Origin of the sequence: Caulobacter sp. KR2-114 (genome assembly GCF_049446115.1) — a bacterium.
Taxonomy (GTDB): Bacteria; Pseudomonadota; Alphaproteobacteria; order Caulobacterales; family Caulobacteraceae; genus Acaudatibacter.
Genome location: NZ_JBMSEC010000002.1, coordinates 1,238,639 through 1,264,721, shown reverse-complemented (window position 1 = coordinate 1,264,721; position 26,083 = coordinate 1,238,639). Strand labels below are relative to the sequence as shown.

Annotated in this window: 31 protein-coding genes; 13 read left to right on the top strand and 18 right to left on the bottom strand. The window is 71.0% G+C overall.

Annotated features, from left to right (window positions below; translation table 11 throughout):
• The first annotated feature begins 41 nt into the window (after window positions 1-41).
• Window positions 42-458, top strand: a complete 417-nt coding sequence (locus ACO2Q3_RS12265) for a GFA family protein (protein WP_423306874.1) — start codon at window positions 42-44, stop codon at window positions 456-458.
• 294 nt (window positions 459-752) lie between these two features.
• On the opposite strand, the gene ACO2Q3_RS12260 is transcribed toward ACO2Q3_RS12265, so the two are convergent.
• The 3 genes from ACO2Q3_RS12260 to ACO2Q3_RS12250 all read right to left on the bottom strand — a co-directional run bounded on the left by ACO2Q3_RS12260 (window position 753) and on the right by ACO2Q3_RS12250 (window position 3,344).
• Window positions 753-1,361 (bottom strand): hypothetical protein, encoded by a 609-nt coding sequence (locus ACO2Q3_RS12260; protein WP_423306873.1) that lies wholly within the window; start codon window positions 1,359-1,361, stop codon window positions 753-755.
• 221 nt (window positions 1,362-1,582) lie between these two features.
• Window positions 1,583-2,737, bottom strand: coding sequence for an alpha/beta hydrolase (locus ACO2Q3_RS12255; RefSeq protein ID WP_423306872.1), 1,155 nt, complete (start codon window positions 2,735-2,737; stop codon window positions 1,583-1,585).
• 166 nt (window positions 2,738-2,903) lie between these two features.
• Window positions 2,904-3,344: a nuclear transport factor 2 family protein gene (locus tag ACO2Q3_RS12250; protein WP_423306871.1), complete on the bottom strand. Its 441-nt coding sequence runs from the start codon at window positions 3,342-3,344 to the stop codon at window positions 2,904-2,906.
• Between the two features lie 313 nt (window positions 3,345-3,657).
• Here ACO2Q3_RS12250 and ACO2Q3_RS12245 point away from each other — a divergent pair, with 313 nt between their 5' ends.
• From ACO2Q3_RS12245 to ACO2Q3_RS12230, 4 genes are all read left to right on the top strand, one after another.
• Window positions 3,658-4,239, top strand: coding sequence for a TetR/AcrR family transcriptional regulator (locus ACO2Q3_RS12245; protein WP_423306870.1), 582 nt, complete (start codon window positions 3,658-3,660; stop codon window positions 4,237-4,239).
• A 164-nt stretch (window positions 4,240-4,403) separates the two neighbouring features.
• Window positions 4,404-5,081 carry a nitroreductase gene (locus ACO2Q3_RS12240; RefSeq protein ID WP_423306869.1) on the top strand — a complete coding sequence of 226 codons (678 nt, stop codon included), beginning with the start codon at window positions 4,404-4,406 and terminating at the stop codon, window positions 5,079-5,081.
• 258 nt (window positions 5,082-5,339) lie between these two features.
• Window positions 5,340-6,080: a hypothetical protein gene (locus ACO2Q3_RS12235; RefSeq protein ID WP_423306868.1), complete on the top strand. Its 741-nt coding sequence runs from the start codon at window positions 5,340-5,342 to the stop codon at window positions 6,078-6,080.
• 123 nt (window positions 6,081-6,203) lie between these two features.
• Window positions 6,204-6,935, top strand: a complete 732-nt coding sequence (locus ACO2Q3_RS12230; RefSeq protein ID WP_423306867.1) for a hypothetical protein — start codon at window positions 6,204-6,206, stop codon at window positions 6,933-6,935.
• On the opposite strand, the gene ACO2Q3_RS12225 is transcribed toward ACO2Q3_RS12230, so the two are convergent.
• Window positions 6,894-7,517, bottom strand: coding sequence for a hypothetical protein (locus tag ACO2Q3_RS12225; RefSeq protein WP_423306866.1), 624 nt, complete (start codon window positions 7,515-7,517; stop codon window positions 6,894-6,896). The genes ACO2Q3_RS12230 and ACO2Q3_RS12225 overlap by 42 nt on opposite strands.
• 330 nt (window positions 7,518-7,847) lie before the next feature.
• A complete protein-coding gene (locus tag ACO2Q3_RS12220; RefSeq protein ID WP_423306865.1) occupies window positions 7,848-8,606 on the bottom strand; it encodes a hypothetical protein in 759 nt (252 codons plus the stop codon).
• A 658-nt stretch (window positions 8,607-9,264) separates the two neighbouring features.
• On the opposite strand from ACO2Q3_RS12220, the gene ACO2Q3_RS12215 reads away from it, so the two are divergent.
• Window positions 9,265-9,729 carry a hypothetical protein gene (locus ACO2Q3_RS12215; RefSeq protein ID WP_423306864.1) on the top strand — a complete coding sequence of 155 codons (465 nt, stop codon included), beginning with the start codon at window positions 9,265-9,267 and terminating at the stop codon, window positions 9,727-9,729.
• A 248-nt stretch (window positions 9,730-9,977) separates the two neighbouring features.
• Here ACO2Q3_RS12215 and ACO2Q3_RS12210 read toward each other — a convergent pair whose 3' ends face one another.
• From ACO2Q3_RS12210 to ACO2Q3_RS12200, 3 genes are all read right to left on the bottom strand, one after another.
• Complete coding sequence (locus ACO2Q3_RS12210; RefSeq protein WP_423306863.1) at window positions 9,978-10,286, bottom strand: hypothetical protein; 309 nt, start codon at window positions 10,284-10,286, stop codon at window positions 9,978-9,980.
• A gap of 134 nt (window positions 10,287-10,420) precedes the next feature.
• Entirely contained in the window at window positions 10,421-10,705 is a 285-nt protein-coding gene (locus ACO2Q3_RS12205) for a hypothetical protein (RefSeq protein ID WP_423306862.1), read from the bottom strand.
• Between the two features lie 43 nt (window positions 10,706-10,748).
• On the bottom strand, window positions 10,749-11,717 hold the full coding sequence (locus tag ACO2Q3_RS12200) for an AraC family transcriptional regulator (protein ID WP_423306861.1): 969 nt from the start codon (window positions 11,715-11,717) through the stop codon (window positions 10,749-10,751).
• A 126-nt stretch (window positions 11,718-11,843) separates the two neighbouring features.
• On the opposite strand from ACO2Q3_RS12200, the gene ACO2Q3_RS12195 reads away from it, so the two are divergent.
• Entirely contained in the window at window positions 11,844-12,737 is an 894-nt protein-coding gene (locus ACO2Q3_RS12195) for an SDR family oxidoreductase (RefSeq protein ID WP_423306860.1), read from the top strand.
• 136 nt (window positions 12,738-12,873) lie between these two features.
• On the opposite strand, the gene ACO2Q3_RS12190 is transcribed toward ACO2Q3_RS12195, so the two are convergent.
• On the bottom strand, window positions 12,874-13,266 hold the full coding sequence (locus ACO2Q3_RS12190) for an endonuclease domain-containing protein (RefSeq protein WP_423306859.1): 393 nt from the start codon (window positions 13,264-13,266) through the stop codon (window positions 12,874-12,876).
• Window positions 13,267-13,646: 380 nt separating this feature from the next.
• Between ACO2Q3_RS12190 and ACO2Q3_RS12185 the strand changes: the two genes are divergently transcribed.
• Window positions 13,647-14,387 (top strand): SDR family oxidoreductase, encoded by a 741-nt coding sequence (locus tag ACO2Q3_RS12185; protein ID WP_423306858.1) that lies wholly within the window; start codon window positions 13,647-13,649, stop codon window positions 14,385-14,387.
• Between the two features lie 211 nt (window positions 14,388-14,598).
• The gene (locus ACO2Q3_RS12180; RefSeq protein ID WP_423306857.1) at window positions 14,599-14,817 is read left to right on the top strand and encodes a hypothetical protein; all 219 of its coding nucleotides are present in this window, start codon (window positions 14,599-14,601) and stop codon (window positions 14,815-14,817) included.
• A 28-nt stretch (window positions 14,818-14,845) separates the two neighbouring features.
• Here ACO2Q3_RS12180 and ACO2Q3_RS12175 read toward each other — a convergent pair whose 3' ends face one another.
• From ACO2Q3_RS12175 to ACO2Q3_RS12145, 7 genes are all read right to left on the bottom strand, one after another.
• Window positions 14,846-15,034 (bottom strand): hypothetical protein, encoded by a 189-nt coding sequence (locus ACO2Q3_RS12175; RefSeq protein ID WP_423306856.1) that lies wholly within the window; start codon window positions 15,032-15,034, stop codon window positions 14,846-14,848.
• Window positions 15,031-15,744: a hypothetical protein gene (locus tag ACO2Q3_RS12170; protein WP_423306855.1), complete on the bottom strand. Its 714-nt coding sequence runs from the start codon at window positions 15,742-15,744 to the stop codon at window positions 15,031-15,033. Before ACO2Q3_RS12170 ends, ACO2Q3_RS12175 begins: the two co-directional genes overlap by 4 nt.
• 170 nt (window positions 15,745-15,914) lie before the next feature.
• Window positions 15,915-16,505, bottom strand: a complete 591-nt coding sequence (locus tag ACO2Q3_RS12165) for a hypothetical protein (RefSeq protein ID WP_423306854.1) — start codon at window positions 16,503-16,505, stop codon at window positions 15,915-15,917.
• Window positions 16,506-16,622: 117 nt separating this feature from the next.
• Window positions 16,623-18,203, bottom strand: a complete 1,581-nt coding sequence (locus ACO2Q3_RS12160; RefSeq protein WP_423306853.1) for a terminase large subunit domain-containing protein — start codon at window positions 18,201-18,203, stop codon at window positions 16,623-16,625.
• On the bottom strand, window positions 18,200-18,790 hold the full coding sequence (locus tag ACO2Q3_RS12155; RefSeq protein WP_423306852.1) for a hypothetical protein: 591 nt from the start codon (window positions 18,788-18,790) through the stop codon (window positions 18,200-18,202). The genes ACO2Q3_RS12160 and ACO2Q3_RS12155 overlap by 4 nt, the downstream gene beginning before the upstream one ends.
• The gene (locus tag ACO2Q3_RS12150) at window positions 18,787-19,164 is read right to left on the bottom strand and encodes a hypothetical protein (RefSeq protein WP_423306851.1); all 378 of its coding nucleotides are present in this window, start codon (window positions 19,162-19,164) and stop codon (window positions 18,787-18,789) included. The genes ACO2Q3_RS12155 and ACO2Q3_RS12150 overlap by 4 nt, the downstream gene beginning before the upstream one ends.
• An 11-nt stretch (window positions 19,165-19,175) precedes the next feature.
• Window positions 19,176-19,955: a hypothetical protein gene (locus ACO2Q3_RS12145; RefSeq protein ID WP_423306850.1), complete on the bottom strand. Its 780-nt coding sequence runs from the start codon at window positions 19,953-19,955 to the stop codon at window positions 19,176-19,178.
• 339 nt (window positions 19,956-20,294) lie between these two features.
• On the opposite strand from ACO2Q3_RS12145, the gene ACO2Q3_RS12140 reads away from it, so the two are divergent.
• The 4 genes from ACO2Q3_RS12140 to ACO2Q3_RS12125 all read left to right on the top strand — a co-directional run bounded on the left by ACO2Q3_RS12140 (window position 20,295) and on the right by ACO2Q3_RS12125 (window position 22,474).
• Window positions 20,295-20,699: a hypothetical protein gene (locus ACO2Q3_RS12140; RefSeq protein WP_423306849.1), complete on the top strand. Its 405-nt coding sequence runs from the start codon at window positions 20,295-20,297 to the stop codon at window positions 20,697-20,699.
• Window positions 20,700-21,106: 407 nt separating this feature from the next.
• Entirely contained in the window at window positions 21,107-21,394 is a 288-nt protein-coding gene (locus ACO2Q3_RS12135; RefSeq protein ID WP_423306848.1) for a hypothetical protein, read from the top strand.
• Window positions 21,391-21,615, top strand: coding sequence for a hypothetical protein (locus ACO2Q3_RS12130; RefSeq protein ID WP_423306847.1), 225 nt, complete (start codon window positions 21,391-21,393; stop codon window positions 21,613-21,615). The genes ACO2Q3_RS12135 and ACO2Q3_RS12130 overlap by 4 nt, the downstream gene beginning before the upstream one ends.
• Window positions 21,616-21,814: 199 nt before the next feature.
• Entirely contained in the window at window positions 21,815-22,474 is a 660-nt protein-coding gene (locus tag ACO2Q3_RS12125; protein ID WP_423306846.1) for a GntR family transcriptional regulator, read from the top strand.
• 112 nt (window positions 22,475-22,586) lie between these two features.
• Here ACO2Q3_RS12125 and ACO2Q3_RS12120 read toward each other — a convergent pair whose 3' ends face one another.
• Window positions 22,587-23,630: a Gfo/Idh/MocA family protein gene (locus ACO2Q3_RS12120; RefSeq protein ID WP_423306845.1), complete on the bottom strand. Its 1,044-nt coding sequence runs from the start codon at window positions 23,628-23,630 to the stop codon at window positions 22,587-22,589.
• Window positions 23,631-23,787: 157 nt separating this feature from the next.
• The gene (locus ACO2Q3_RS12115; RefSeq protein ID WP_423306844.1) at window positions 23,788-26,058 is read right to left on the bottom strand and encodes a TonB-dependent receptor; all 2,271 of its coding nucleotides are present in this window, start codon (window positions 26,056-26,058) and stop codon (window positions 23,788-23,790) included.
• Window positions 26,059-26,083 lie beyond the last annotated feature (25 nt).

Sequence of the window (26,083 nt, the reverse complement as noted above, 5' to 3'; positions counted from 1 at the left end):
GCCTCGGCGCATCCAACGCCACAAATCGGGAGCGTGAAGCGATGGCGACGATCAACGGCGGATGCCTGTGCGGCGCGGTGAGCTATACGGTCGAGGGCGAGCCGATCTTCGTCGGCCACTGCGCGTGTCAGAACTGCCAGCGCAGCACGGGCGCCAGCCACTCCACCGTCGCGGCCTATCCCGAGCCGCAGGTGACGATCCGCGGGACGACCACGTCCTACCAGGGCGTCGGCGACAGCGGCCAGCCGACCACCCACGAGTTCTGCCCCACCTGCGGCTCGCGCCTGTTCACCCGCGCCTCGGTGATGCCGAACGTGGTGATGATCGCCGTGGGCACGATGGAGCCCGACGCCCCGCTGGAGCCGTCGATGCTGATCTACGGCAAGCGCCGCCGCGCCTGGGACCATGTCCCCGAAGGCGTGGCCGTGTTCGAAGGCATGCCCGCCCCACCGCAGTAGCCGCGACTCGGGACATGCACCTGTCTCCGGCGGAGGCGTCGGCCGCGGTTGCGTAGGGGATAGGTATCGTGTCCCGAACAGGCGAACAGCCGTTTCCCTCGTCACCCCGGACAAGCGCGCAGCGCGCCGATCCGGGGCCGGCCGCTCCGCCACCGAGGCGATCTCAGGCGAAGCGCAGCTCCATCCGCGCCCGGACTCGCCCTTCTGAGACCGCGGCCCGGCTGGCCCCGGCGCTTCGCTTCGCTACGGCCGGGGTGACGGGTGAGGCGGGCGGGGCGGGGGCGTGGTGGGGGCCTACGAGATCCACCGGCCGCCGCAGTCGCCCAGCGTCTTCCATCGCGCGCCGGTCCGGCGCAGGTGCATCACCGAGCCCGTGCCGCAGAGCCGGCCGCACACCATGCCGAAGCGGACCAGGGCGTCCTTGTGGTCGCGGCTGAAGGCGATCTGCGAGAACGAGATCAGCGAGTGGCTGATCCCCTGGGTCACCGCGGCGTCGACGGACTTGCCGCCGGCGATCGCATCGCCCGGATCGTCGGCGCGCCACCGCGAGCCGTCGACGAGCACCACGCCAGGCAGCCTGAAGGCGACGCCGGCCAGCGACTTCTCCGGGGCCGGAGGCTGGGCGGGCGGCGGAAAGTCCAGCCCCTTGGTGCAATCGGCCAGGTCGTCGTCCGGCGCCGCGGGCGGCGGGCTGAGCTGCTCATTGACCTGCTGGCGCTGGGTCTCCTTGCCCAGCCAGCCGGCCAGCACGGCCTCATAGACATCCTGCTCGTCCGCGCTGATCGCGGGCGCAGGCGCCGGACCGGTCGGCTGGTCCCCCGCCATCGCCGCGCCCGTCGCAAGCATCAGGCAGGCCATGCCCGCCGCCATCGCGACCCGGCGCCTCGCGCCACGCTTTGGCATCTGTTGTCCTCCCTGGGCGGTGTCCTTGCCCCGCGAGCTTAGACCCTCTGTGGTTGTTGGCCAGCGGCCCCGGACGTCGGCATCTGTGCATCTTGCCCGTGCGGCGGCCGTGTTCCATCCCTTGGCGGGCCCCCAGTGCGCCATGGCCCCCCGGAACGCCAAGGACCCCGCTCCGTTGAGGGGGCGAGGTCCACGGACTTGCGGCGGCGTCAGCCGGCGATCTACTTCGCCAGGTGGGCGCGCAGTTCGTCGCCGATCTGCTGCAGGGCGGCGCGGGTGGCCGGTTCCTGGCGCAGGGCGTTGAGCAGCACGAAGTCATGGATCGTGCCGCCGTAGCGGGTGGCGGTCACCGGCACGCCGGCGTCGGCCAGCTTGTGCGCATAGGCTTCGCCCTCGTCGCGCAGCGGGTCGTTCTCGGCGGTGACGATCAGCGCCGGGGGCAAGCCCTGCAGCTGCGCCGGGGTGGCGCGCAGCGGCGAGACGTACGGGTTGTTCCGCTGGGCGGCGTCCGGGGCGTAGATGTCCCAGCCGAACTTCATGAAGTCGCGGGCCAGGAACCGGCCGGTCGCGTAGGCGTGGTACGAGCCCGAGTCGACGCTGGCGTCGGTGGCCGGGATCAGCAGGGCCTGGAAGCGGAAGGCCGGGCCGCCGCGGTCGCGGGCCATGATCGCCAGGGCCGCGGACATGTCGCCGCCCACCGAGTTGCCGGCCACCGCCATGCGCGAGCCGTCGACGCCGATCTGGTCGCCGTGCGCGGCCACCCACTTGGCGGCGGCGTAGCTTTCCTCCAGCTGGGTGGGGAACACCGCGTCGGGGATCGGGGTGTATTCGACGAACACCACCGCCGCGCCGGAGCCCACCGCGATGTCGCGGGCCAGGCGCTTGTGGTTCTCGAAGTCGCCGGCGATCCACACGCCGCCGTGGATGAACAGCACCACCGGCGGGCGGGCCTCGGCGGCGTCAGGGCGCACGACGTAGAGCTTCACGCTGCGGCCGTCCTGCGAGATGACCTTTTCGGTGATGCTGACGCCGGAGACGTCCACGGGCGTCTGGTTCTGCAGGCCGGTCAGCACCGCGCGCACCTGCGGCCCCGGCAGGGTCCAGAACGGGCTGGGATCCTTGTTCAGCTGGCTGACGAAGGCGCGGACGACGGGCGACAGGCGGGTGTCGGTGGCCGGGTCCTGCGGGGCGTCGGCGGTGGCGTTGGCGCTGGCGGCGTTGGCGGTCTGGGCGAGGGCGGGGGTGGTCATGGCGGTGGCTCCGAAGGTCAGGGTGAGGAGGCTGGCGAGGGCGGTGGAGAGGCGGGCCGCGGCGCGGCGGCGCCGAGGCGGCGGGTTGGCGCGTCCGGGCGGCGCCTTCGGGGTGGCGAGCGTCATGGGGTGGCTCCTTTTTCGGGTCCGGCCTTGGGGGGGGGAGCGGACGCGCCTGGCCGGACCGCAGGGCGCGCGCCGCCGCTCGCTCGGCCCGTTGGGGATCGGGGCCGCTCGGCGGGAGATCGAGGTGGGGTGCGGCCGGGGGGCTTGTGTCCGCCGGCCGGGCGGGTCAGGGGGGCGAGACGCCGAGGCGGCGCTCGTCGGCCCGGATCGGCACGTCGTTGATGGAGGCGTCGCGCCGGGCCATCAGGCCGTCGTCGGCGAACTCCCACTGTTCGTTGCCGTGGCTGCGCCACCACTGGCCGGCGCCGTCGCGCCATTCGTATTCGAAGCGCACCGAGATGCGGGCGCCGCCGAAGGCCCACAGCTCCTTGGCGAGACGGTAGTCCAGCTCGTGGGCGAATTTGCGCTTCAGGAACGCCTTCACCGCCTCGCGGCCGGTGAGGAACTCGCTGCGGTTCCGCCAGCGGGTGTCGGGCGTATAGGCCAGGGCGATCCGCTCCGGATCGCGCGAGTTCCAGGCGTCCTCGGCGGCCTGCACCTTGGCCAGGGCGGTCTCGCGGGTGAACGGCGGGCGAAGGACGGTGGGGGCGGGGGCGGTGTCGGTCATGGGGGGGCTCCGGCTGGCGTGAGGCGGTGTCGATGACGGGAATATAGACAGACCGGTCTGTCTTGGTCAATCGACTATTTTGGGGCGGCCGCCCCCATCCCCGGCTTCGCCGGGACTTCCCCCAGAGGGGGAAGAGAAACCTTCCTGGCGTGCCTTTTCGTTGAAGATGAGCAATCGATCTCCTCCCCCACTGGGGGAGGGGGACCCCCGAAGGGGGTGGAGGGGGCTCCAGCGGAGCGCCGCCGTTACCGCGCCCTTGACCCCTGCGCCAGCGTCGCTAAATGTACATACCGTTCTGTCTTATGAGGCTGCCATGCCCGCCCCATCCCGCCGTGACGACCTGGTCGAGACCGCGCTGCGCCTGTTCTACACCGAGGGCTTCCACGCCACCGGCATCGACCGCATCCTGGCCGAGGCCGGGGTGGCGAAGATGACGCTGTACAAGCACTTCCGCTCCAAGGACGAGCTGGTGCTGGCCGCGCTGCGCCGCCGCGACGAGGTGTTCCGCAACTGGCTGATGGCGGCGATGGAGCGCGCCGCGCCGGACCCGCGCGGGCGGCTGCTGGCGATGTTCGACGCCCTGGACGACTGGTTCAACGGCCGCGCCATGGCCGCGCTGGGCTTCCACGGCTGCGCCTTCATCAAGGCCGCCGCCGAGTTCGACGCCGCCGACCACCCCGCGCACCGCGCCAGCGCCGAGCACAAGCGGCTGATCGTCGACTATCTGAAGACCCTGGCCGCCCAGGCCGGCGCCGCCGACCCGGACGCCCTGGCCGAACAGCTGGCCCTGCTGAAGGAAGGCGCCATCGTCAGCGCTCAGGTCCGGGGCCTGACCGACGCGGCGCTGAAGGCCAGGCCCGTGGCGGCGATGCTGATCGACGCGGCGTGCGGGTGAGGGACGGGGACATGATACCTATCCCCTGGTTCGCCATAAGGAGCGGCGGCGGCCGCGCTCGGGGATAGGTATCGTGTCCCCGCCAGCCCCGCGGCGGTGGATTCCTGTCTCGCTGGCGGCTAACAGGTGTTTGAAAACGCCAAGAGCGATCCGGGAGGTCCTTCATGCAGTTCGACGACGTCATCCTCGGGCGCCGCAGCATCCGCGGCTACAAGCCCGATCCCGTGCCCCGGGCGCTGATCGAGGAGATCATCGGCCTGGCGATGCGCGCGCCGTCGTCGATGAACACCCAGCCCTGGAACTTCTACATCATCTCGGGCGAGCCGCTGGACCGCATCCGCGCCGGCAACACCGAGCGCAACCTGGCCGGCGTGCCGCACTCGCGCGAGTTCCGCATCGGCGAGGCCTTCACCGGCCAGCACCGCGAGCGGCAGATCGGCGTGGCCAAGCAGCTGTTCGGCGCCATGGGCATCGCCCGCGACGACAAGGAGGCGCGCCAGGACTGGGTGCTGCGGGGGTTTCGCCAGTTCGATGCGCCGGTCTGCATCATCGTCACCTACGACCGCGTGCTGCACGGCAGCGACGACGCGCCGTTCGACTGCGGCGCGGTGGCCACCGCCCTGGTCAACGCAGCCTGGTCGCGCGGCCTGGGCGCGGTGATCAACAGCCAGGGCATCATGCAGTCGCCGGTGGTGCGCGAATGCGCCGGCATCGCCGAGGATCAGGTGATCATGAAGAGCATCGCCCTGGGCTGGCCGGACGACAGCTTCCCGGCCAACGCGGTGGTCTCCGAACGCAAGTCGGTGGCCGAGGCCACCGTGTTCGTCGGCTTCGACGACTAGCAGCGGCGCCGCGGGGAGGGCGCGGGGGAGAGGGGACACGATACCTATCCCCCGAACCGCCCCCGGGCGCGCCGCCCGCCCCGGCCAGGGGATAGGTATCGTGTCCCCGCCGAGCTTGCCCGCCGCGCCCTGCCAATTGCGCCTTCCACCCCATCCAATACCTGCCTAGTCTCAAGCTTGCCGGCGGCGGGCATGTCCGCCGGCTGGGGAGAGGTCGACTTCGGGTCGCCGCGAAGTCGAAGGCATGTGGGGGGAACCATGTCTGCCGCAACTATGCCCGCCGTGGCCGATCGCAAGGTCACGCTCGTCTGGATCCTGGGGATCTGGACCTTCGCGTTGTTTGGATTCGGGGCCGACTTCGGGCGCTTCATGCACGAACAGCCGGCGCCGCCGCTCGCCCTGGCGCTGCACGGCGCGGTCAGCGTCGCGTGGCTGGGCCTGGTGTCGATGCAGGTCTACCTGGCCGAGACGTCGAACGTGCGGCTTCACCGCCGGCTGGGGTGGGCGGTGGTGGCGGTGTCGGTGGCGATGGTCCCCCTCGGGGTGGTCGCCGCCATGGTGGACATGGCGCGGCAGGTGGGCCACCCCGACTATGCGCCGCAGTTCCTGGGCGAGGAGTTCCAGGACGTCTTCGCCTTCGCGGTCTGCACGGCCCTGGGGGTGGCGACGCGCCGGAACCGCGCCGACCACAGCCGTTTCATGGTGCTGGCGGCCGTCGCCCTGGCCGACGTCGGGCCCGGCCGCATCGCCACCAACCTCGTCAGCGCCACGCCGCCCAATCCGCTCGCGGTCTGGGCGACCTACTACTGGGGGACCGCGCTGCTCCTGATCGCCATGCTGGCCTGGGACCTGATCACGCGCCGGCGAGTGCTGCGCTCGACCCTGCTGGGCGCGGCGGTGCTGTGGAGCGGCGAGGCCATCGCCTCGGTGCTATACTTCTCGCCGGCGTGGAAGGCGGCCATGGCCGGGTTGGTCAAGGCCTGGGGCTGGGCGGGATAGGCGAAGCCTCCGGGAGGCTGGGGGATTCCAAGGGAATCTCGGGACGCGATACCTGATCATGGGGACCGTCAGCCACGGCTGGCCTCCGATACCTGTGGTTGAACGAGCCGCGCGGGGGAGCGGATGACCACTATCGAAGCGGCGACGTTTGAAGTTGGCCCTACGATCCGACGGGCCGTGAACGCGCTGACGCCGCACCTTCCAGCGTTCGCGTTGGTCGCCGTTGTTTGCGGTGGGTTTCCAAACGCGCTCCTCGGTTGGATCGGCCTTGAGCGCTCATCGATCTATAGCTGGATTTTCAACCAGCCACCCCCATCAGACACCATCGCGAGATTGGCAATCGACCTGCCCGCCGCGTTGGTCCCGCAACTCGTTTGGTTCTTGGCGACCGGCTGGATGTGCGGGGTGCTGTTGGACGAGTTGAAAGGCGAAGCGTCGGGCCGTTCATCCGATTTGCGCTGGCTGCGGCGCACCGTTCCACTGTGTTTGCTGGCCCTGCTGTCGGCGACCGCGTCCAGCCTTGGGCTGCTCCTGCTCATTGTGCCGGGGGTGATCTTCGGCCTCGCCAGCGCGGTGGCTGTTCCCGCGCTGGTATCTGAAGGCCTCGGTCCCCTGGAAGCACTTAGGCGAAGCTTCGAACTCACCCGCGGCGTGCGGGGAACTATCTTTGGGGTCGCTGTGGTCAATGACCTCGCCGCAATCGCATTCAACTTCGTCGGTGCGCTCATGACCACCGGGAACTTGATCGCCTCGCGAACGCCCGTGGTCGTCTACCTCAGACATTCGCCACAGCAGCAGAAGGCAGCCTGGTCCCTAGAACGGACCGGCAGTCGGACGTGTTTGTTCTGCTTCTAGCAACTTGGAAATATCGGAGAAGCCCACGTCAGTCAGAACACCGCTTGCGTCGAAGGCCAGAACGAACAAATATTTCAAACCATTTTGCCGACAACGAACCCCGATCCAAGTCGATCTGCCGTGGATGTCGGCGTGTTTTACGACCTGCGCGGCGATCAGCTGCTCTACCCTGTTTCGCGGATCACCAAAGCTTGCGCCGAAGCCTGCATCGTCACCCAGCTTGCCTTTGACCATTTCGAAGCTGAGCCGTGGAATATCCTGGCCCTGGACTCCGAATCCGTAGAGGTGGTCGCTCCCATCCTGAGACCAGCAAAATGCTGGATTGTATTCAGGGCATCTGACATCGAGCCTTCGAACCTGTGCGTACTTCCTGGCGCTCCATCCGAGGCGCGCAGGATACAAACCAAGCCGCGGGAGAGAGGCGGGGCACTGCGCTTCCGCATTGGAAGTGCTGCACGCCAACATGCCAACAATCACAACAAGGCCAACGCATGCCTGCATCTTCCGATGAAGAGCCCAAGAGCCTCGCGGATGCTTCAGGGGGGCTGAGGTGCCGCAAATGGGGTGGTGCAGATCGATCAATGCCTACTCCGAACGAAGCGCCTGTTTATAAACACGCCGCCGTAGGTTGGGTCAGAATTGGTTCTGATATTGGTCGCTCCTGGCAGCCCCCCAGACAGCATCGGATTGTAGGCCGCGTGCCGGATCGCCAGAGTTCGACCACATCAAGTTAGAGGTGCCGATAGCGCATCAATCCCCCCAAGATGTCGCACGCAGACTGCGCCCCGGACTTTCGGCTCAAGCTGAGGCGAGCACTTTGCCGGACGTCTGTTTGTGGCGCCATCCCAGAGGGCGAGAACCGACCGAGGCGGTGGTCGCATGCACGACAGAAGGCAGGCGCGCGCGCCCAACCTAGTTTGTCGGCAACGGCCCTATTGACTGCGACTGATCGACCATCCGCAGAGGACGGCTGGAAACGCCGTAACTCGTTTGGCCGCCTGGACCGTGGCGAAGCCAACAGGATTCTCGGATCCAAGTCGAAGGGTCCGCCTCCGGCGCGACGTCCGCACGCCAGACGACGCCCCAGTCATCATTGCGCGTGACGATACTGCGGACGAACTTCCAACCGAGCCGGGCAGCCATCTCACGGCCCTGGCTCTCGCAGCGGGCGGCGACACCTGATGTATCGCTCGGGAGCCGGGGTTCGTCGCCGGGGCTGGGCGGCGGCTCAAAGTACTGGTCATCCAGTCCGATGATTCTGTCCTTGCGCGCACGGGTCATCCATCGGTCCCACCGCGCCAAGCGACCTTGCAAGACTGAACAGAGTGCGGCAGGGCCGGCTATGGGAACGGTCCGTCCCAAGTCGGTCGGAGTCTTCGGCGTCGACCCCGTGACGTTGAGCGGCGCAAGGTCGGCGCCGCCGCCGCCATTTGTGATGAAGGTATTGGTGCGAACAGCGGTGTCGAAAATGACCCGACAGAGGTCTGGACTGAGCGCCGTCAGCTGAAAGTCATCGTTCTCGAAGACAAACGTTCCGCCATCGGGTAGGCGCACGACCCCTCCGGGGCCCATGCGCCCGCCAGTCGCCCGCACCGACTCTTCGACCGCGACCGTATAGGCTGGGAAAGAGGCCTCGATGTCGCCGGGCAGCAGGATGACTGTAAAGGGCATAAGTGCTTTTGAGGTTCGCCGGGTGGTGGCGTTTGGCGCTTATCGCGTCCCGCGCGAGAGTCCGCAACGGGTCGGTTATCGCCCATGGAGCCGACGCGACAAGCGGACGTTCAGCCGGTTGGCCGTCGCACCCGCCACAAGCGGACCTGGCGAGCGTCAGCGAAGGGTGGAAAGGCGCCGTTGCGCCAGCAGCAAAGGCGCGGTCAAAGTGTGCCTCCGCATCGACACTGTGGGCATGGGAACATGGCGGATAGATTGTTGAGTGTGCCGGAGTTGCTGAACCTCATGGCGATAATCTCGCACCCAAAGCAGCACGGTCTCACCCAAGAGGGGCTAGAGCAGAAGGTCACTGACTTTTGTGCGGGTTGCCCTGACCCGTTAGGAGCGTATCGGCTCATCGCGGAGTCCGACGAAGCGCTTTCCGACGAAGAGGTGGTCAGACGTGCCTCAAACATGGCGCTCCAGTCGATCAGCGACGTGCCGACGTCTATCGTGCCTGCCAGCCACGCCGCTCGCGCGCAGAGCTGAGGTCTGACTTGGGTCGATTGTCGCCCATAGGACGTGCGCTCAAAGCAGACGCTGCACTAGGTCCGATTCCTGGACCCTAGCCCGCGGCGGCAAACGACCCCGTTGCGGACGTCATGAGGGCGGCGCCGACTTGGCGACCCGAAAAGCAGAGACAATTCCCGCGGGTCAGCAGGTCACTCCAAACCGTTTAGTGATTGCTGACTACAGTGCCGCAGCGCGTAACTGCTACGGTTTCCACTGTGTCCGCCTGGCGGCGAATGCCGGCATCATCGAAATATTCCACACGATACGCAATCCTAAAGTAGGAGGCGCCCTCAACCTTTGGAAAGTCAAAGTCTTCACTGCTTCCAACCTGGCAGCAATTGGGATTTTGACTCATCAGCGCTCGCCCGGACGCGTATGGAGTCGCGCGATCCGATTCAAGGCGTACGCGGGAAGGTTCATCTGTAATGATCTGTATGCTGGTTCGATGAGCCAAATAGTCTGCGGCAATTTCCATCTTCTTTCGGTCATTCAACTGCTCCGGACCGTCCAGGCAGAGATTGCCTCGCCGCAGTTGATTGTAAGAGTACGCCGCCGTCACCCCGATCAGTAATATGGCTGACGTGATTAGCAGAAGACTCTGAAACATAGTGAGTCGCGGCGATTTCACATCGGCACTCGCTCAGTCAACGGTGTGTTATGGACGGTGTGGGGGTGCAACGAGCCAGCTACTTGAAACAGGCAAAACCCGGTCGGGCTATCAATCGTAGTCGGACGAACGTCCACTTTCCACCCAACGCGGACATCGGCGACGTCCAGGTTCTCGGCATCGGCCAGCGGTGTTCCAGGCATCCTCACAGCCTAGGTCGCGAACACCTCGACGAGGTAGGGCGAGGTGACCAGCTTGCCGTTTCCTCTGATCGGGCCCTCGACATAGACGAAATACAGCGGGCTTCCCGCGCCTTCGAAGATCGCCACGCAGGGCTCGCCCGTGGCCGGGTCGGTTTCGCCGACGCTGATGGTGCGCAAGGCGCCGCGTTGCGTGAAGGACAGGCTGCGGATCCGGCGCTCCGTCATGCGGCCGTGCGCCTCGACGGCGAGGCGCCTGAGGATGAGATAGAAGGCCTCGGCCTCCTGCCGATCCGTGATGCCAGGGACGAAGAACTGCATGGAGGGAACCGGCCCGGATGCTGGGGATGCTGGGGACACGATACCTATCCCCGGAGGGGGCGTGGCAGCGGTTGCGAGGGGATAGGTATCATGTCCCCAGCTGGCCGCAGCTGCGCGGCCCCAGCTGCCCGGCCTCAGGCGTCGGCCTGGGCGTAGCGGATCAGGCGCTCGCAGGCCTGGCGCGGATCGGCGCCGGCGCCGGCGTCGCTCTCGGCGAAGTCCTCCAGGAACTCGTGCGCCAGGTAGGTCTCCAGGAAGTACTCCAGCGGCGTCCCCTCCAGGCTGATCGGTTCGGTCCCGTCGGGCGCCGGGCTGACCACCAGGGCCTCGGCCTCCGGCCGCCAGGGCCGGGCGACGTAGATCGCCCCGTCGTCGTCGTCGAGCAGGTCCGGGCGGGCCAGCAGGTCGATCAGGCGCATGGTCGGCTCCCTTGCAATGGCGTCGTCGTCCCGGCGGCCAGGCTCACGCCGCCAGCGCCCGGCCACGCGCCCAGGCGCGCGGGGCGCGGCCCATGTGGCGCTTGAAGGCGGTGGAAAAGGCGCTCTCCGACTCGTAGCCGAGGGAGAGGGCGATGGCCCCCACGCTCTCGGCCCCGTCGGCCAGGCGGCTGGCGGCCAGGGTCATGCGCCAGCGCGCCAGGTAGGCCATCGGCGCGGCCCCCACCAGGGCCTTGAAACGGGTCGCCAGCACGGTGCGCGACATCGCCGCCTGGGCGGCCAGCGCCTCCAGCGTCCAGCGGCGGGCCGGCTCGGCGTGCAGGGCGCCCAGGGCGGCGGCCACCTGCGGGTCGGCCAGGGCGGTCAGCCAGCCGGGCGCGTCGCCTGCGGCGCCGGCCCCGGCCCCGGACCCTGCGCCGCGGGCCTTCGCCTGGGCGATGCGGTCCTCCAGGTGCAGCCGCAGCGCCTGCACCAGCACCATCATCGCCAGCTGCTGGCCCACCAGGGCGCCGCCGGGCTGCGCCTGGATCATCTCGCGGCGCATGCGCTCCAGGCACCAGCGCAGGTCGGCGCGGTCGGCCTCGCCGCGCACGTGCACCACCGCCGGCAGCTCGGCCAGCAGCAGGCCGGCGTGGTCGCCGTCCAGGTCGAAATAGCCGCCGAACGAGTGGAAGTCGTCGCCGCCCTGCATCCGGGTCAGGCCGCTGGCGTCGCGGTTGGCCGGGATCAGGCTCATGGCGTCCACCGGCGGCAGGTCCAGGTCGCAGGTCATGTGGAACGGTCGCCCGCGCGGCAGCAGGAAGCAGTCGCCCGCGCGGATGCGCACCGGGGCCTCGCCCTGCACCACCAGCCAGCCCTCGCCGCGGGTGATCGCCTGGAACTTGATGCCCTCGTGCGGGCCGAAGCCGAACGACCAGCGCCCGCCGATCTCCAGCCGGCCGGAGACGAACGAGCGCACCTTCAGCAGGGCGAGGATGTCGGACAGGGGATCCATAACGGCCGAACGATCGCGAAGAAAAAGCGGACGTGCAAGCATAGATCGTTCGGGGCGCGGCGCCTAACCTGATCCGCATCGGGCCGCCTCGCCGGCTCGCCATCCCCCCATCCAGAGAGATTTCGCATGCGTATCTTCGTCACCGGCGCCACCGGCTGGGTCGGCTCGGCCGTCACCCGCGACCTGATCGCCCACGGCCACCGGGTCCTGGGCCTGACCCGCTCCGAAGCCGGGGCGGACCAGCTGCGCGCCCTCGGCGCCGAGCCGCACGCCGGCAGCCTGGAGGACCTGCCCAGCCTGGCGGCCGGCGCCGCCGTCTGCGACGGCGTGGTGCACACCGCCTTCAACCACGACTTCTCGAAGTTCGCCCAGAACAGCGAGGACGAACGCCAGGCGATCATGGCCATCGGCGCGGCGCTGAAGGGCTCCGGCCGGCCGCTGATCGCCACCTCCGGCGTGGCGCTGCTGGCGCCGGGCCGCGCGGCCACCGAGGCCGACAGCCCGCCGCCGGTCTCGCCGATTTACCCGCGCGCCTCCGAGGCCACCGCGATGGCCCAGGTCGAGGCCGGGGTGCGGGCCCAGGTCGTGCGCCTGCCGCCCTCGGTGCACGGGGCCGGCGACCACGGCTTCGTGCCGCGGCTGATCGACTTCGCCCGCGCGGCCGGCGCGGCGGCCTATGTCGGCGACGGCGCCAACCGCTGGTCGGCCGTGCACCGCGACGACGCGGCCAAGGTCTATCGCCTGGCGCTGGAGAAGGGCGCCGCCGGCGACCGCTGGCACGCGGTGGCCGAGGAGGGCGTGCCGATGGCCGACATCGCCGCAGTGATCGGCCGGCGCCTGGGCCTGCCCGTCGTCTCCCGCACCCCGGAGGAGGCACCGGCCCACTTCGACTGGTTCACCCTGTTCGCCAGCATGGACGCCCCCGCCAGCAGCGCCCACACCCGCGCCGCCCTGGATTGGACTCCGACGGGGCCGGGCCTCCTGGCCGACATCGACACCGACGCCTACCTCGCGGGGTAGGGGGCGGCGCAGCCCCTCACCTTCCCAACCGCTTCGCGGTCGGGCCCCTTCCTCTCCCTCGAGGGAGAGGATTCACCCGTGTAACCGCCGTCGATCTTTTCCTCTCCCTTCAGGGAGAGGAAGGGGCCCGCGCCCGTCAGGGCGTGGGAGGGTGAGGGGCCGCGCCGCTCTTCGCCTCGGGCCCGTCCGGGAACAGGACCGCCAGGATCACCAGCGCCACGCCCTCGACGTTGTGGAAGGTTTCCGGCGTGCCGAAGCGGATCACCCGCCAGCCCAGCGCTTGCATCCGCGCCGTGCGCGCCGCATCGTAAGCCGTCTGCGCCGCGTGCTGGCCGCCGTCTACCTCCACCACCAGCCGGGCTTCCACGCAGGCGAAGTCGGCGAAATAGCGGTCGATCGGAACCTGCCGCCGGAACTTGAACCCGCCCAGCTGCCGGTTGCGCAGCGCCGCCCACAGCCGGTGCTCGGCGTCGGTCGAATTGCGGCGCAGGGCCCTGGCGCGGCGGGTTCGCGGCTTGAGGATGGGCATGGCCGTCGGGTGGGATGTTGAGGGAACAAAATAGCAACATGGTGGGTGGGTGTCGAGGCCGGCGCGGCCCCTCACCTTCCCAACCGCTGCGCGATCGGGCCCCTTCCTCTCCCTCGAGGGAGAGGAAAAGCAACGTCGCGGCCTTCCCACAGAGACTCCTCTCCCTTCAGGGAGAGGAAGGGGCCCGCGCCCGTCAGGGCGTGGGAGGGTGAGGGGCCGCGCCGGCCCGGCTGTACTTGAAGCGTCAGCGGGCATCGCCGCCCCGGGAGGCGGGCGTCCCCCGCAGCCTGTTAGTCGCCATACCGGTAAGAGGCCCCGGCTTTTCCCGGCCCGCGGGCGGGCGCATCCTTGTCGCGCTGCAACGCGAGAGAGGAATGCCCATGCCCACCCCGACCCTGAAGGGCCAGCACGTCGTCGTGGTCGGCGGCAGCGCCGGCATCGGCCTGGCCGTCGCCGAGGCGGCGCTGGAGGACGGGGCGCGGGTGACCGTGGTGTCCAGCCAGGCGGGCAACGTCGAGGCGGCCGTGAGCGCGCTGGGCGCCGCCGCCGGCCAGGGGCAGGTCGCCGGCGCGGTGCTGGACGTGCGCGACGAGGTCGCCTGCGCCGCCCTGTTCGAGCGGCTGGGCGCCCTCGACCACCTGGTGTTCACCGCCGGCGACTGGGGCGCGTTCATGGCCCCGCGGCCGCTGGCCGAGACCGACCTGGACGCCCTGGCGGCGGCGCTGGGGGTGCGGTTCTGGGGCGCGCTGCGGGTGATCAAGCACGCCGCGCCGCACATCCCCGAGGGCGGCTCGATCACCCTCACCGACGGGGTGCTGGCGCACCGGCCGAACAAGGGCGGGGCGATCACCAGCGCCTTCGCCGGCGCCCTGGAGCACCTGGCCCGCGGCCTCGCCGTCGACCTGGCCCCGGTGCGCGTCAACGCCGTCTGCCCGGGCCTGACCCTGACCGAGCGCTGGGCCAACCCGCGCCCCGAGTTGCTGGCCCAGCTCGCCCAGCGCCAGCTGATCCCCCGCGGCGCCCAGCCGCACGAGGTCGCCCAGGCCTACCTCTACCTGATGCGCGGCACCTACACGACCGGCCAGGTGATGGTGGTGGACGGCGGCCGGCTGCTGACCTGAAGGGGACGGCGCCCGCCTCCGGGCGGTCTGAGCGATTAGCCGCCCATTAAATCATCGCAACTATCCTTGTCGCCATGGGCTCGCGCCCCCACGTCCCGACCAGTGCAGAAGCGCCGACGGATCCGGACATCCGGAAGCAGGCCCAAGGTCTAGGGCCTGAAATTTCCTTCGGATAGCTGCAGCGCTGCCTGGAGGGTCGCGCCGGATCGCAATGAGCGGCCAGGATTTGTTTGCGATGAACAGAAACCGTCTGCGTCCGACCTTGCATGCCGTTCCGGAAGGGTTCGTCGACGCCCTGGGCGCCGACCACCGGTCGCTTGCCGTCGAGCCCGTTCGCATCGTCGCCGGGCGCGCGGGTGATCTGAAGGCGCTCGCCGACCGCCTTCGGCAGCGACGGCGGGAAGGGGCGTCCAGGCCGCCGGCCGACTGACCGCGGCGATCGCCGGGCCTCTGACCGCCTACTTGCCTGCCGTGGCCATCAGCCGGTCGCGCAACCGCTTCTTCAGGGCCGCCGCCTCGCGGGCCGACATGGCCTTCGCCTTGATCACGACCGCCTCGACCTTGAGGGAGGCCTGGTCCGCGCCGAGGGCATCGACAAAGCCGACGGGAGTCGCGGTCTTGCTGGGGCGCAGGATCTTGTGGCTCATCCGACGACGTCCTTGAGATGGTTGTAGAGGTCGGGGTCGCGCGGATCCCAATACGCCTGCCAAGCGTGGTTTCTTAGCAGCATTTCACCCAGGGGTTCACCCTTTTCGCCCTCGAATGCGGCCACTTGGCGCATCAAGGACGGCGCCGGCGTCCGCTCGATCGTGCGGTACAGGTCTTCCAGATACTCGACCGCGATGCCCAGAGTTTCGTGGTCGTTGACCAGGCGTTCCAGCAGCCGGGTGCGCTCATATTCCGCGTCGAGCGGCTGGGCGCCGAGCCTGGCCCAGACGAGCGCGCCGTCGATGTGGTTGGCGAGCACCTTGATGTACGCGACCCGCAGACGGGCGTAGGCGATCGCCAGGTTGCGGATCAGCCGCTTGGTGAAGCCGCGGCGCCGCGAGGTCGCCGCCAGCACCAGCATATCGAACTCCACCTCCAGGCCGTGCGGCAGGCGGTGGAAGGTCTGCTGCAGCTTCCATTCGGGAAGGTCGATCGCCAGCACGCAACGCCCCCTGGACGGCACGGTCCAGGTCGCCGTGCAGTCGATGTCGTCCGGGATCACGGCGGCGATCATACGGGTGAGGTCCATCAGGCCGTCGAGGTCGTCCGCCAGACCGAAAGCGACGGCAGCCTCGGGGTTCCCTGCCAGCGTTGGCGGCGACCTTCGGGGCTCGGCCTGCCACGGCCAGGGCGGCTCACCATCGGACACTAGGATCGGAGCGCCCCGGTCGAAAGCCCGAAAGCCCGGCTAGGCGGCCATCCCCGGCGCGTGTTTATTCCGTGTGCGATCAGCACCCGTGCGCCTCCCCGTGGCACGATGATCGTGCAATCCTAGGGCAGGAATCGTCACGGCTGCAACTCAGTCGGAACATCGGGGCGTCACCGCGTCGGGGCGCCGAGCGCCGCCATGGCCCGGGCGCTGCGGGCGCGTGCGGCCGGCGGCAGACGTCGCAGGATCTCGCCGACGAAGGCCTGTTCGGCCGCCGGGTCGGCGAAGGCGCGCCGCGGCAGGTACAGGGGCTCGGCCTGGGCCATCAGCACCCACCAGCCCCGGGCCAGCAGCAGCTCGGACGTCACGCGCCAGGGCACCGTGCGGGTGATCTCGCCCAGGGTGTAGATGAAGGCGTCGTCCGTCAGCTCGTAGCGGGCGGGGAAGGGCCCGACCACGCCTCCGCGCGCCATCCGCCACTTGGCGACGGCGCGCAGGATCCGCGTCGAGATGGGCAGGGCCACGCCCAGACCCACAACCAGGGAGCCGATCAGCGCCGCCAGGTTGAGGTGGTCATGCGACAGGCCCAGGCCGGCGCCAGCAGCGCGCACCGCCATGTTGGCGGCCGACATGCCGACCACGGCGACGCATAGCGAGACCAGGATCGCCGCCGCGCCACCGCCGCCCCATCGCCGGGCGACCATCGTCCCGGCCCTGGCCGCCTCGCCAACCCGGATCTGCGTCTCCAGTTGCACCGCCACGCCCCCGACACCTGCACGTCTGCGCCAGGCGGCGCCACCCGGCGTTGAAACCACGATTGGCGCCGCCAGGCCAGCGCCCTGGATCGAAGGCGCCGCAGGATGCGCCGGCGCCACGCCTCACCCCCACGTCTCCGTCCGCCGGTCCATCAGGGCGTGGAAGTCGTCGCCGGTCATCTGGGCCAGGGTCTTGGGGGCGCGGGTCCGGGCCGGTGGGTCGATACGGCGCGACCAGGGGCGGGACATGCAGGCATAGCGGGTCTCGTCGGCGACGTGATCCTCGGCCTCGGTGTCGAGGTCCTCGGGGCGGGCGGGGTCGTGCTGCAGCACCGGCACGGTGCGGATGAAGTCGCGGCAGGTGTCGAACACCAGCAGCATGGCGCCTTCGTCGAGCGCCGCCGCCTGGGCCGCGTGGGCCAGGGCGACGGCGGGTTCCGCGGCGGCCGCGACCGCGGCGGCGGCCTGGGTCTGCGGCAGCGGCGCCCAGCCCTGGATGCGGGCGCGCATCTGGTCCCAGCCGCCGACGGCGCCGCCCTGGGCGACGCGGGCGTTGTCGGCGCGGCGGAAGGCGACGCCCTGTTTCCACATCCGCTCGGCGATCGACGGGCCGCCGTCCTCGGCGAAGATCGCCGGGTCGGCCACCGAATAGGCGATCGCCTCGCCCGGCTGCTCGCGGGCCAGGATGCCCTGCGCCACCTGTTCGGCGGTCAGCTTCAGCCCCTCGTTCGGCCGCCCGCCCAGGCCGTACCACTCGCGGTAGCGCAGCAGGGCGCCGCGCGGGATGCGCACCCCCTCGGCGGTGACCATCGGGTCGGGCGCGATCGCCCACCAGCCGACGCTGAACGGCCTGGCCGAACCCCAGTCGAAGCTGCGGAACCGGGTCCAGCCCTCCGGTACGGCGAACGGGCGGCAGCTGTTGCGCGCCGCCGACCAGCCGTCGAAGAACGCGCCCTCGATCACGTCCCAGTCCCCCTCCAGCCAGGCCTTCACCAGGGCCGCCGATCCGGCCAGGTACAGGCGCCCGACATAGCCGGGGTCGCTGTGCAGCAGCTGCGGGTTGTCGGACAGGCGCGCGGGGATGAACACCCGGCTGGTCACCGTCTGCGCGCCGGTGAACGGGTCGCGGAAGCGCTCGTCCACCCGCCGCCACGGGCCGGGATCGATGTAGCGCGCCTTGACCCAGGTGTGACCGGGGCCGCCCGGGTTGCAGGTGGCGCGGAACCCCACCGGCACGCCGGCGGCAGAGCGCAGCGCAGCCTTCAGCTTCTCCACCGGCCTGGGATCGCGGAACTGGGTCAGCTCCTCGACGTAGACCCGGGTGTAGCTGTGGCCCTGGAAGGCGTCGGCGTCGGCGTCGCGGTCCAGGTGGCGGAAGTACAGCACCGCGCCACTGGCCATCACGAAGCGCGACTTCTGCTCCTGATAGGTCCCCAGGCCGCGGAACAGCTGGCGCGCGCGCTCGATGGTCGGCTCGAGCGCCACCCGCGTGCGGCGCACGAACAGGCCGATCGCGTCCGGGCCGTAGCGCGCGGCGTGGATCGCCCAGTCGCCCAGGCTGCCGTCGGTCTTGCCCCCGCCCCGTGCGCCGCCATAGACGGTCTCGAAGATCGGGCTGGTGACATAGGCGGTCTGCGGCCCCGGCTGCGGGGCCCAGGCGACCACCGGGTGCGGCCCCGGAGCGTCGGTGAGCGGGCGGCTCATGGATCCCGTTCGCCGTCGTCGTCCAGCCCGGCGGGCGCGACGGCCGGCGGCGCGTGCAGGGCGCTCCATTCCTCCGCCGTCAGCGGCCGGTCGCTGATCAGGCGCAGGCTGAGATCGGCCTCCGCCCGCTCCACCAGGAGGCCATTCAGCCGCGCCGCATCCATCAGCGCCGCCCGCGCCGCCGAATAGCCGGCGGCCGACTCCAGCGCCTCGTTCTTGGCCGCCAGCCGCAGCAGCGCCTCGGTGACCCGCGCGAGGGTGAGGGCGGGCGCCGGCTCTCCGCTGGAGCCCCCATCCCCGGCTTCGCCGGTACTTCCCCCTGTGGGGGAAGAGAACGGTTCTCCTCCCCCTCTGGGGGAGGGGGACCCCCGAAGGGGGTGGAGGGGGCCCGCGCCGCTTGCCTCCGCCTGCAACGCCGCCACCCGCGCCGCGATCGCCGGCTGGGTCTTCAGCCGGGCGCCGTTGCGGTTGCCGGGGGTATAGCCGGCGGCGGCATAGGCGGCGTTGGGGGTCACGCCGCGGGCCAGGGCCTGGGCGAAGGCTTCGTGGCGCGCGTTGGCCAGGGGGGCGTCGGCGGCCGGGCTCACGACGCCTCCGCCGCCGCGCCCAGCTCCTCGGCCACGGCGCGCACCGCGTCGCGGCACTCGGCCAGGCCCTCCGGCGTCAGGCAGTAGCCGGCGCCCGGCACATGGTCCACCGCCTCGGCCTCCAGCGCCCGGCGGACCTGCACCAGATGCACCGAGATGGCCCCAGGCGTGCTGCCCGCCGCCGCGGCCAGGCGCGGGGCGTTCAGGCAGGCGCCGCGGGCGGCGAACAGCACCGCCAGCACGTCCGCCTCGCACGGGCTGAGGCCGAACCAGTCGATGAAGGCCACCCGCAGCGCCGGCGGCGGGGCTGGCGGCGGCGCGAGCGGGAGGGTCGGCGGGGCGGCGGGCGCGGGCAAGGGGGCTTTGCTGGTCATCGCCGCCGCCCTCACGCCGCGCGCCGGGCGACGGCCACGGCCACGCCCATCTCGCCGAGCTCGCGCCGGAAGTCGCGCCGCAGGCGCTCGGCCGCCAGGGCCGTGCGCGCCAGGATGGCGCGCTCGGGTTCGGCCTGCCAGGCGCAGGGGGCCAGCCAGGAGGCGGCGTACTCGGGGCCGAAGCGGCCGGCCGCCAGGGCCCAGATCTCCGCCGGCCCGCGCCACCCCGTCGAGCCTGTCGCGGGGACGGGCGGCGGCGAGCCATCGGCGCGCTCGCCGTCGACCGTCCTGCCGGCCGCGGCCTTGGCGCGACGCCCGCAACCAGGGTTAGGAACGCCGGAAGGCGTTCCCACCCTGGTTCTGGCTTCTGGCTCATGGGGGTTGGCGCGCGGTTGTGGCGCGGGGTTATCCGACGGGGGATTTGTCGAAGTCGGGCAAAGGCTTGGGTTGCCGCCCCTGAGGCCGTTGGCGCGCGCCGTGGCGGCCTTGCGGGCGTCCTGGGTGATGCGCCGGCTGTAGATCCGGCCCTGCCGGTCGCGCGAGAACACCCCCGCCGTCTCCAGCTCGCAAAGCAGGGTCTCGACCTCGGCCGCATCGCCGCCGGTCATCCGCGCGATCGCCGCCGCGTCCAGGCCGCGCGCGCCCACGGCCACCAGGCCGACCGGCTCGTTGGCCGCCGCCAGGCACAGCATGTCGATCCAGAGGCCGCGGGCGGCATAGCCGCACAGCCGCAGCGCGGGGTCGGCGCGCCAGTCGTTCCAGAAGAATTTCGACCAGATGAGGCCGCTCATGGGAAGCTCCAGGGATCTGAGGGGGGAAGCGCCGATCCCCGCCGCCGCGTCGCGGTCGCGCGCGGTCGTCCTTCCCCGGGTGGGGAAGGGGTCCGACGGGGGGCGCCGGGCGGGGAACGGGCGGGTCAGGGACCCTCCGAAGGACAGGAAGAGGTGGCGCGGCGGCGGGGGAGGGAGGCCGCCGCCGCGCCCGCAGGGGCCCCGGCGAGGGGAGCGCGTCTCAGGGCGCCTGCGATCGGAAGGGCGTTACCGAAGCCATGGCCAATGATTACCATGGGTAACGACGCAGCGCAAGCGCGATATTCCTCGTGGTAACGTCACTTCTGGTAGCGTCCAGCCATGGACGACCCCGCGAACGATCGGTCCTGGCGCGATCTGGAGACCTGGCAGCGCATCCAGTGGGCGCGTCGCCGCCGCGGCTTCGAGAGCGCGGAGGCGGCGGCGGAGTCGCTCGGCATGAAGGCCGGCACCTACCGCGCCTACGAGCGTCCGCCGCACGCGTCCAAGTCGATCGCCCTGGACCACCAGTCGGCCGCCCGCTTCGCGCGCAAGTACCGGGTGCGGTGGGAATGGCTGCTGACCGGCGAGGGCGAGCCCTGGCTGCCGGAGGATCGCCCGCCGGGCGACGATGAGCCCACGCCCACGGACCGGGTGGTCGCCGCCCTGCGGCCGCTTGACCGCGAACGCCAGGAAGCCCTGGCCGACGCCATCGTCGCCCTGATCAAGAGCAGCGGCGGGCGGTAAGGGCCTCGCGCCGCCCCTCGTGGGGAGGGACAGATCGCCCACCCTCCCCTTTGCGGGGAGGGACAGATCGCCCACCCTCCCCCTTGCGGGGAGGGACAGATCGCAAAGCGATCAGGGTGGGGGACTCAGAAGCCGCCCACCCGCTTACGAGATTGGCCTGTGCTCCGGCAGGTGTTCCCCACCCTGGCGGCTTCGCCGCCTGTCCCTCCCCATGAAGGGGAGGGCGGACTAACGGCGGCTTCAACCTGTGCGCTTGCCCCCAGGTTTCTCGCGCCACCGCCTTGACGCTCGACGAATCATCGGCGTCACCGGCCGTTACTCAGTCATAGAATTACCCGCGGTAATTTTCAGTTGCGCCGAGACATTACCAATGGTAATCTCCGGAGTCTCGACATCAGGAGATCGCCATGCCCACCCTCGTTACCGTCGATGGCCACACCGTCCAGGTCCCGCCCGGCGTGCGGCAGCGCGATCTCGACGCCGAGCACGAGGCGCTGGTGGGGCTGGGCCTGGTGCTGCGCGCGGCCGCCGAGCAGGCGTTCGCCCGCGCCGGTGTCCTGGATGTGCTGACCCGCGGCGCCCCCCGCGGCCGCGCGCCGGTGAACCAGCTGGCCGAGGTGCTGGGCGAGGCGGTCAGCGACGCCCTGTGCCTCACCGCCGATGGCGAGCGGGCGCTGATGGCGGGGGTGCGATGAGCGCCCCGCGCTTTGCCGGTGTCGGCGGCGATGTGCTGCAGCGCGATGGCCGGCCGGTCCCGCTGGACGACGCCGAGGCGCTGATCGCCGCCTGGGGCCGCGCGGCCATGCTGGCCGAGGCCGAGGGTCGCCTGACCCTGGCGCGGGACTGCGCCCGCGACGCCCTGGACCTCCACGCCGCCTTCGCCGCCGCGCTGCGCTGGCGCCGGGCGGCAGGGTAGGGCGGGTCTTCGCTGGAGCCCCCTCCACCCCTTCGGGGTCCCCCTCCCCCAGCGGGGGAGGAGAACGGTTCTCTTCCCCCACTGGGGGAAGTACGGCCGAAGGCCGGGATGGGGGCTCGCGCCACCGCCCGCGCCGTTGCCATCATATCTGTGATCTCGTAATCCTGGGTGACACTTGCGGACAGTCCAGGATGGCGGCATGGCGCGGCGCGCGGCACAGATCAAGCTGACGGCGATCGAGCAGGACGCGCCGATGCATGCGCGGATCTACGACGAGCTGCGCCGGGCGCTGATGGCCGGGGCGATGCAGCCGGGGCAGGTGCTGTCCTACCGCAGCCTGGCCGAGGCGCTGGGCACCAGCCCGATGCCGGTGCGCGACGCGGTGCGGCGGCTGATCACCGAACGGGCGCTGGAAGCCAGGCCCAACCGCACCATCGCGGTGCCGCAGCTGACCGCCGAGCGGGTGGCCGAGATCTACAAGATCCGCATCGCCCTGGAGGGCCTGGCCGCCGAGGAGGCCGCCGCGCACATCGGCGATCGCGACGTCGCCGAGCTGAAGGCGCTGGAGACGGAGATGGAGGCCGCCCAGCAGGCCGGCGCGGTTCGCAAGTACGTGGACGCCAACTGGCGCTTCCACTTCAAGATCTACCGCCTGTCGGGGCTGGACCAGCTGATCGACCTGATCGAGAGCCTGTGGCTGCAGATCGGCCCGATGATCAACAACCAGCTGGCCCCCTTCGACCACCACAACGCCGCCATCCGCGCCCTGGAGGCCCGCGACGGCCCCGCCGCCCGCGCGGCGATCGCCGCCGACCTGGGGGAATCGCGCGAGACCATGCTGAAGCGGATGGCCGGGTAGGGCGGGTAACCCCTCACCCTCCCACGCGCCTTGCTGACGCAAGCCACGCCCGATCGCGGTCAGCGATCGGGAAGGTGAGGGGTTCCGACGCGCGACAAGATTGGCGCCGCCCCTACCGATACGCCGCCAGCAGCACCCGCAGCGCTTGTTCCCCGTCGTCCAGCCCCGCGTCGGGGGCGCGGCCGGCGGCCAGGGCCTCGGCGAAGGCGTCGATCTGGTCGGCGAAGTGGTGGGGGGCGGGGCGGCCGTCCAGGGGGATCTGGCGCACCCCGGCGGCGTCGGTCAGGTAGAGGGCGTGGGCGTAGTGGTGGATGCGCAGGGCGCCGGCCGCGCCGTGCACGTGGATCGCCCCGGGCGCCGGGTTCCAGCCGCCGCCGGGAACATAGCCGCCCGGCCCCCAGCCGCCGCCCAGGCTGAAGCCGCCCTCGGCGGGCAGGGCGGTGGACCAGGTCCCCTCGTCATAGGCCAGCAGGCCCACCGCGCCGCTGGCCAGGGTCAGGGTCAGGTGCTCGGGCCCGGGCGGCTGGCCGGAGACGTTGCCGCGCCCCACCGCGCTGGCCACCGGGCTGCCCGCCAGCCAGGGCAGGATGTCGATCAGGTGCACCCCGTGGTCCACCAGCCCCATCGGCGAGCCGCCCGGCCCGCCCGGCGGATAGTGCTGTGGCCCCAGCACCACGCGAGCGGCGGGCCCCGCGCCGCCGATCTCCGCCTCGCGCATCAGCATCACCTCGCCGATCGCCCCCGCCGCGATCAGCTGGCGCGCCCGGCGGATCGCCGGCAGGAAGCGGTACGAGGCGCCGTAGGCCAGCTGCACGCCCGCCGCCGCGCAGGCCGTGCGCATGCGCGCGATGTCCGCCAGGCTGACCGCCAGGGGCTTTTCGCACAGCACGTGCGCGCCGGCGCCGGCGGCCAGCTCGACCAGGGCCGCATGGCTGGCCGGCGGGGTGGCGACGACGACGATCTCCGGCCGTTCGGCCGCCAGCATCGCCGCCGCGTCGGGGTGGAAGCTGATCTCCGGCGGACAGAGCGCTGCGGCGGCGGGGTCCAGGTCGCAGGCGGCCACCACGCGAACCCTTTGCGCCTCGGCGTAGGCCATCAGGTGCAACCGCCCCACGCCGCCCAGGCCGACGATGGCGACACGCAAGGGGTGGGGCATGGGGCCGGAGGTCCTTGGGGCAGGAAAGAGTGGTTCTGCGCTGGAGCCCCCATCCCCGCCTTCGGCGGTACTTCCCCCAGAGGGGGAAGAGAACCGTTCTCCTCCCCCTCTGGGGGAGGGGGACCGCGAAGCGGTGGAGGGGGCCTCCGGGCGCGGATCAGAAGCTCGCGCTGAGCGTGGCGCCGAAGGTGCGGGGCGGGATGACGATGGCCTGGTAGGGCACGGTCTGGCTGGCGACGGCCTTGAGGAAGCCGCCGTTGGTGTAGGCCCGCTGGTCGCCGACGTTGCGCACATAGACGGTGGCCGCCCAGCGACCCCACTCCAGGCCGGCGCGCAGGTCGACGGTGGCGAAGCCCGGCAGGATGCGCACCGGGTTCAGGGCGTTCTGCGACTGGCCGGTCTGGCGGCTGGAATTGTACTTGACGCTGAAGCCCAGGGCGCCGGTCAGGGTGTCGTTCAGCGGGTGGCGCCAGTCGGCGTCGGCGGAGATGTCCCAGCGGGGCACCGCCGGCAGTGGATCGCCGCGCCTGTAGCCGGCGACGGTGGCGTCGGTGGTCAGGTGGGCGTTGGTGTAGGCGGTCCGCAGGCCCAGTGTCAGCTCGCGGGTGGCCTTGAACGCCAGGTTGGCCTCCAGCCCCTTGCTCACCGCCCCGCCGCCGTTCGACAGCACGTTGAAGCCGCCGATCAGGGTGGGCAGCTGGATGTCCGACCAGTCCACCCAGAACAGGTCCGCGTCGGCCGACAGCCGGCCGTCCCAGAACAGGCCCTTGGTCCCCAGCTCATAGTTGGTCACCCGGTCGGCATTGTATTTCGAGGGCACGTTGGCGGCCAGCTGGGTGGGGGTCAGGGCGATCGGCCCGCCGGGGCGATAGCCGCTGGCGACGCGGAAATAGGCCATCTGGTCCTTCGCCCAGGTCCACTTGCCGGACACCTGGTAGGTCACCACCCCCTCCGACGAACTGCCGGCGGTGGTCTGGGGCGTGGTCGGCGCCGAGCCGGAGACCAGCAGGCCGACCGCGGTGGTCGAGGAGGTCTGGTGGTTGTGCGCATAGCGCACCCCGGCCGACAGCTCGAACGCCGGGCTCAGCGTCCAGCGCCCGTCGGCGAACACCGCCTCCTCCTGGTAGGTGGCCGGCGAGGTGGCGTTCGACAGCGTGCCGAACAGCGAGGGCAGGGGGGCGAAGGTGGTGGGATTGACCCCCAGCACCTGGGTCGCCGCCAGCAGGTCCTCGTGGGTGTAGAAGCCGCCGATCCGCCAGGTCAGGGCCTGGCCGAACCGGCCCTCGACGCGGGCCTCCTCGGTCAGCTTGTTGGACGAGAAGTTCTGCGGTCCCAGGATGTCGCCGGCCGGGATCGCGCCGCCGGAGTACAGCGGCACGATGAAGCCGAACGCCGGGGTGAAGTCGAACAGGGCGTGCGAGCGGATCTGGCCGTAGCTGGTGGACGAGGTCAGGGTCAGCCCTGCCACCTTCCAGCTGATCGCCGCGTCCCAGATCCGGTACTTGGCGCGGAAATAGTCGTCGGTCACCCGGCCGTTGGTCAGGTCGCCCAGCTGGGGTCTCAGGGTGTTGGGGTCCAGGTCGACGCCGCCGGTGGCGTGGGCGCTGGCGTTCTCGGCGAACACGCTCAGGCGCACGCTCAGGTCCTCGGTGGGATAGAGCCCCAGCGCGGCGCGCCCGCCGGTCACCCGGCCCAGGTTGGCGTTGGCGTGGTGGTCGACCGGATCGGTGATGTAGCCGGGGTCCTGGCGGGCGAACAGCGAGGCGCGCAGGGCGACCTTGTCGCGCACGATCGGGGCGTTGACGGTCAGCCGCCCGTCCCAGCCGGTCCCACCGCCGTCGACGCCCTTGAAGCCGGCGCTGGCGTGGGCGCTGTAGGCGGTCGCGTCGGGCGCGCGGGTCACGTACTTGATGATGCCGCCCAGGGTGCCGGCGCCGTACAGCGTGCCCTGCGGGCCGCGCAGCACCTCGATGCGCGCCACGTCCGACGGGTCGATGTCCGGCTGCAGGCTGGAGGTGCCGGCCGGGCTGGCGGTGCCGAACGGGGTGTCGTCGACATAGACGCCCACCGCCGGGCTAGTCTGCTGCGAGCCGGAGGTCACCCCGCGCAGGATCACCTGGGTGAAGCCCGGCGCCCCGCGCGACGAGAAGTTCAGCCCCGCCACAGTGGTCGCCCAGTCCTGCATGGTGGAGAGGTCGCGGCTCTCCAGCTGCTGGGCGCCGACCACGCTGACCGACGAGGCCACGTCCAGCGCCCGGTCCGAGCGCTTCTCGGCGCTGACCACCACCTCCTCCAGGGTGGCCGTCCCGTCAGCCGCCGAAGCCGGCGCGCCATTGACCTCGGCGGCCCGGGCGTGCGCGCCCGCGCCGAGCACGACCGCCGTCAGCGCCACGCTTCCCAACAAGCCGTCCCGCACCCTCGTCCGCATCCCCCGACTCCCCGCGCAAGTGATA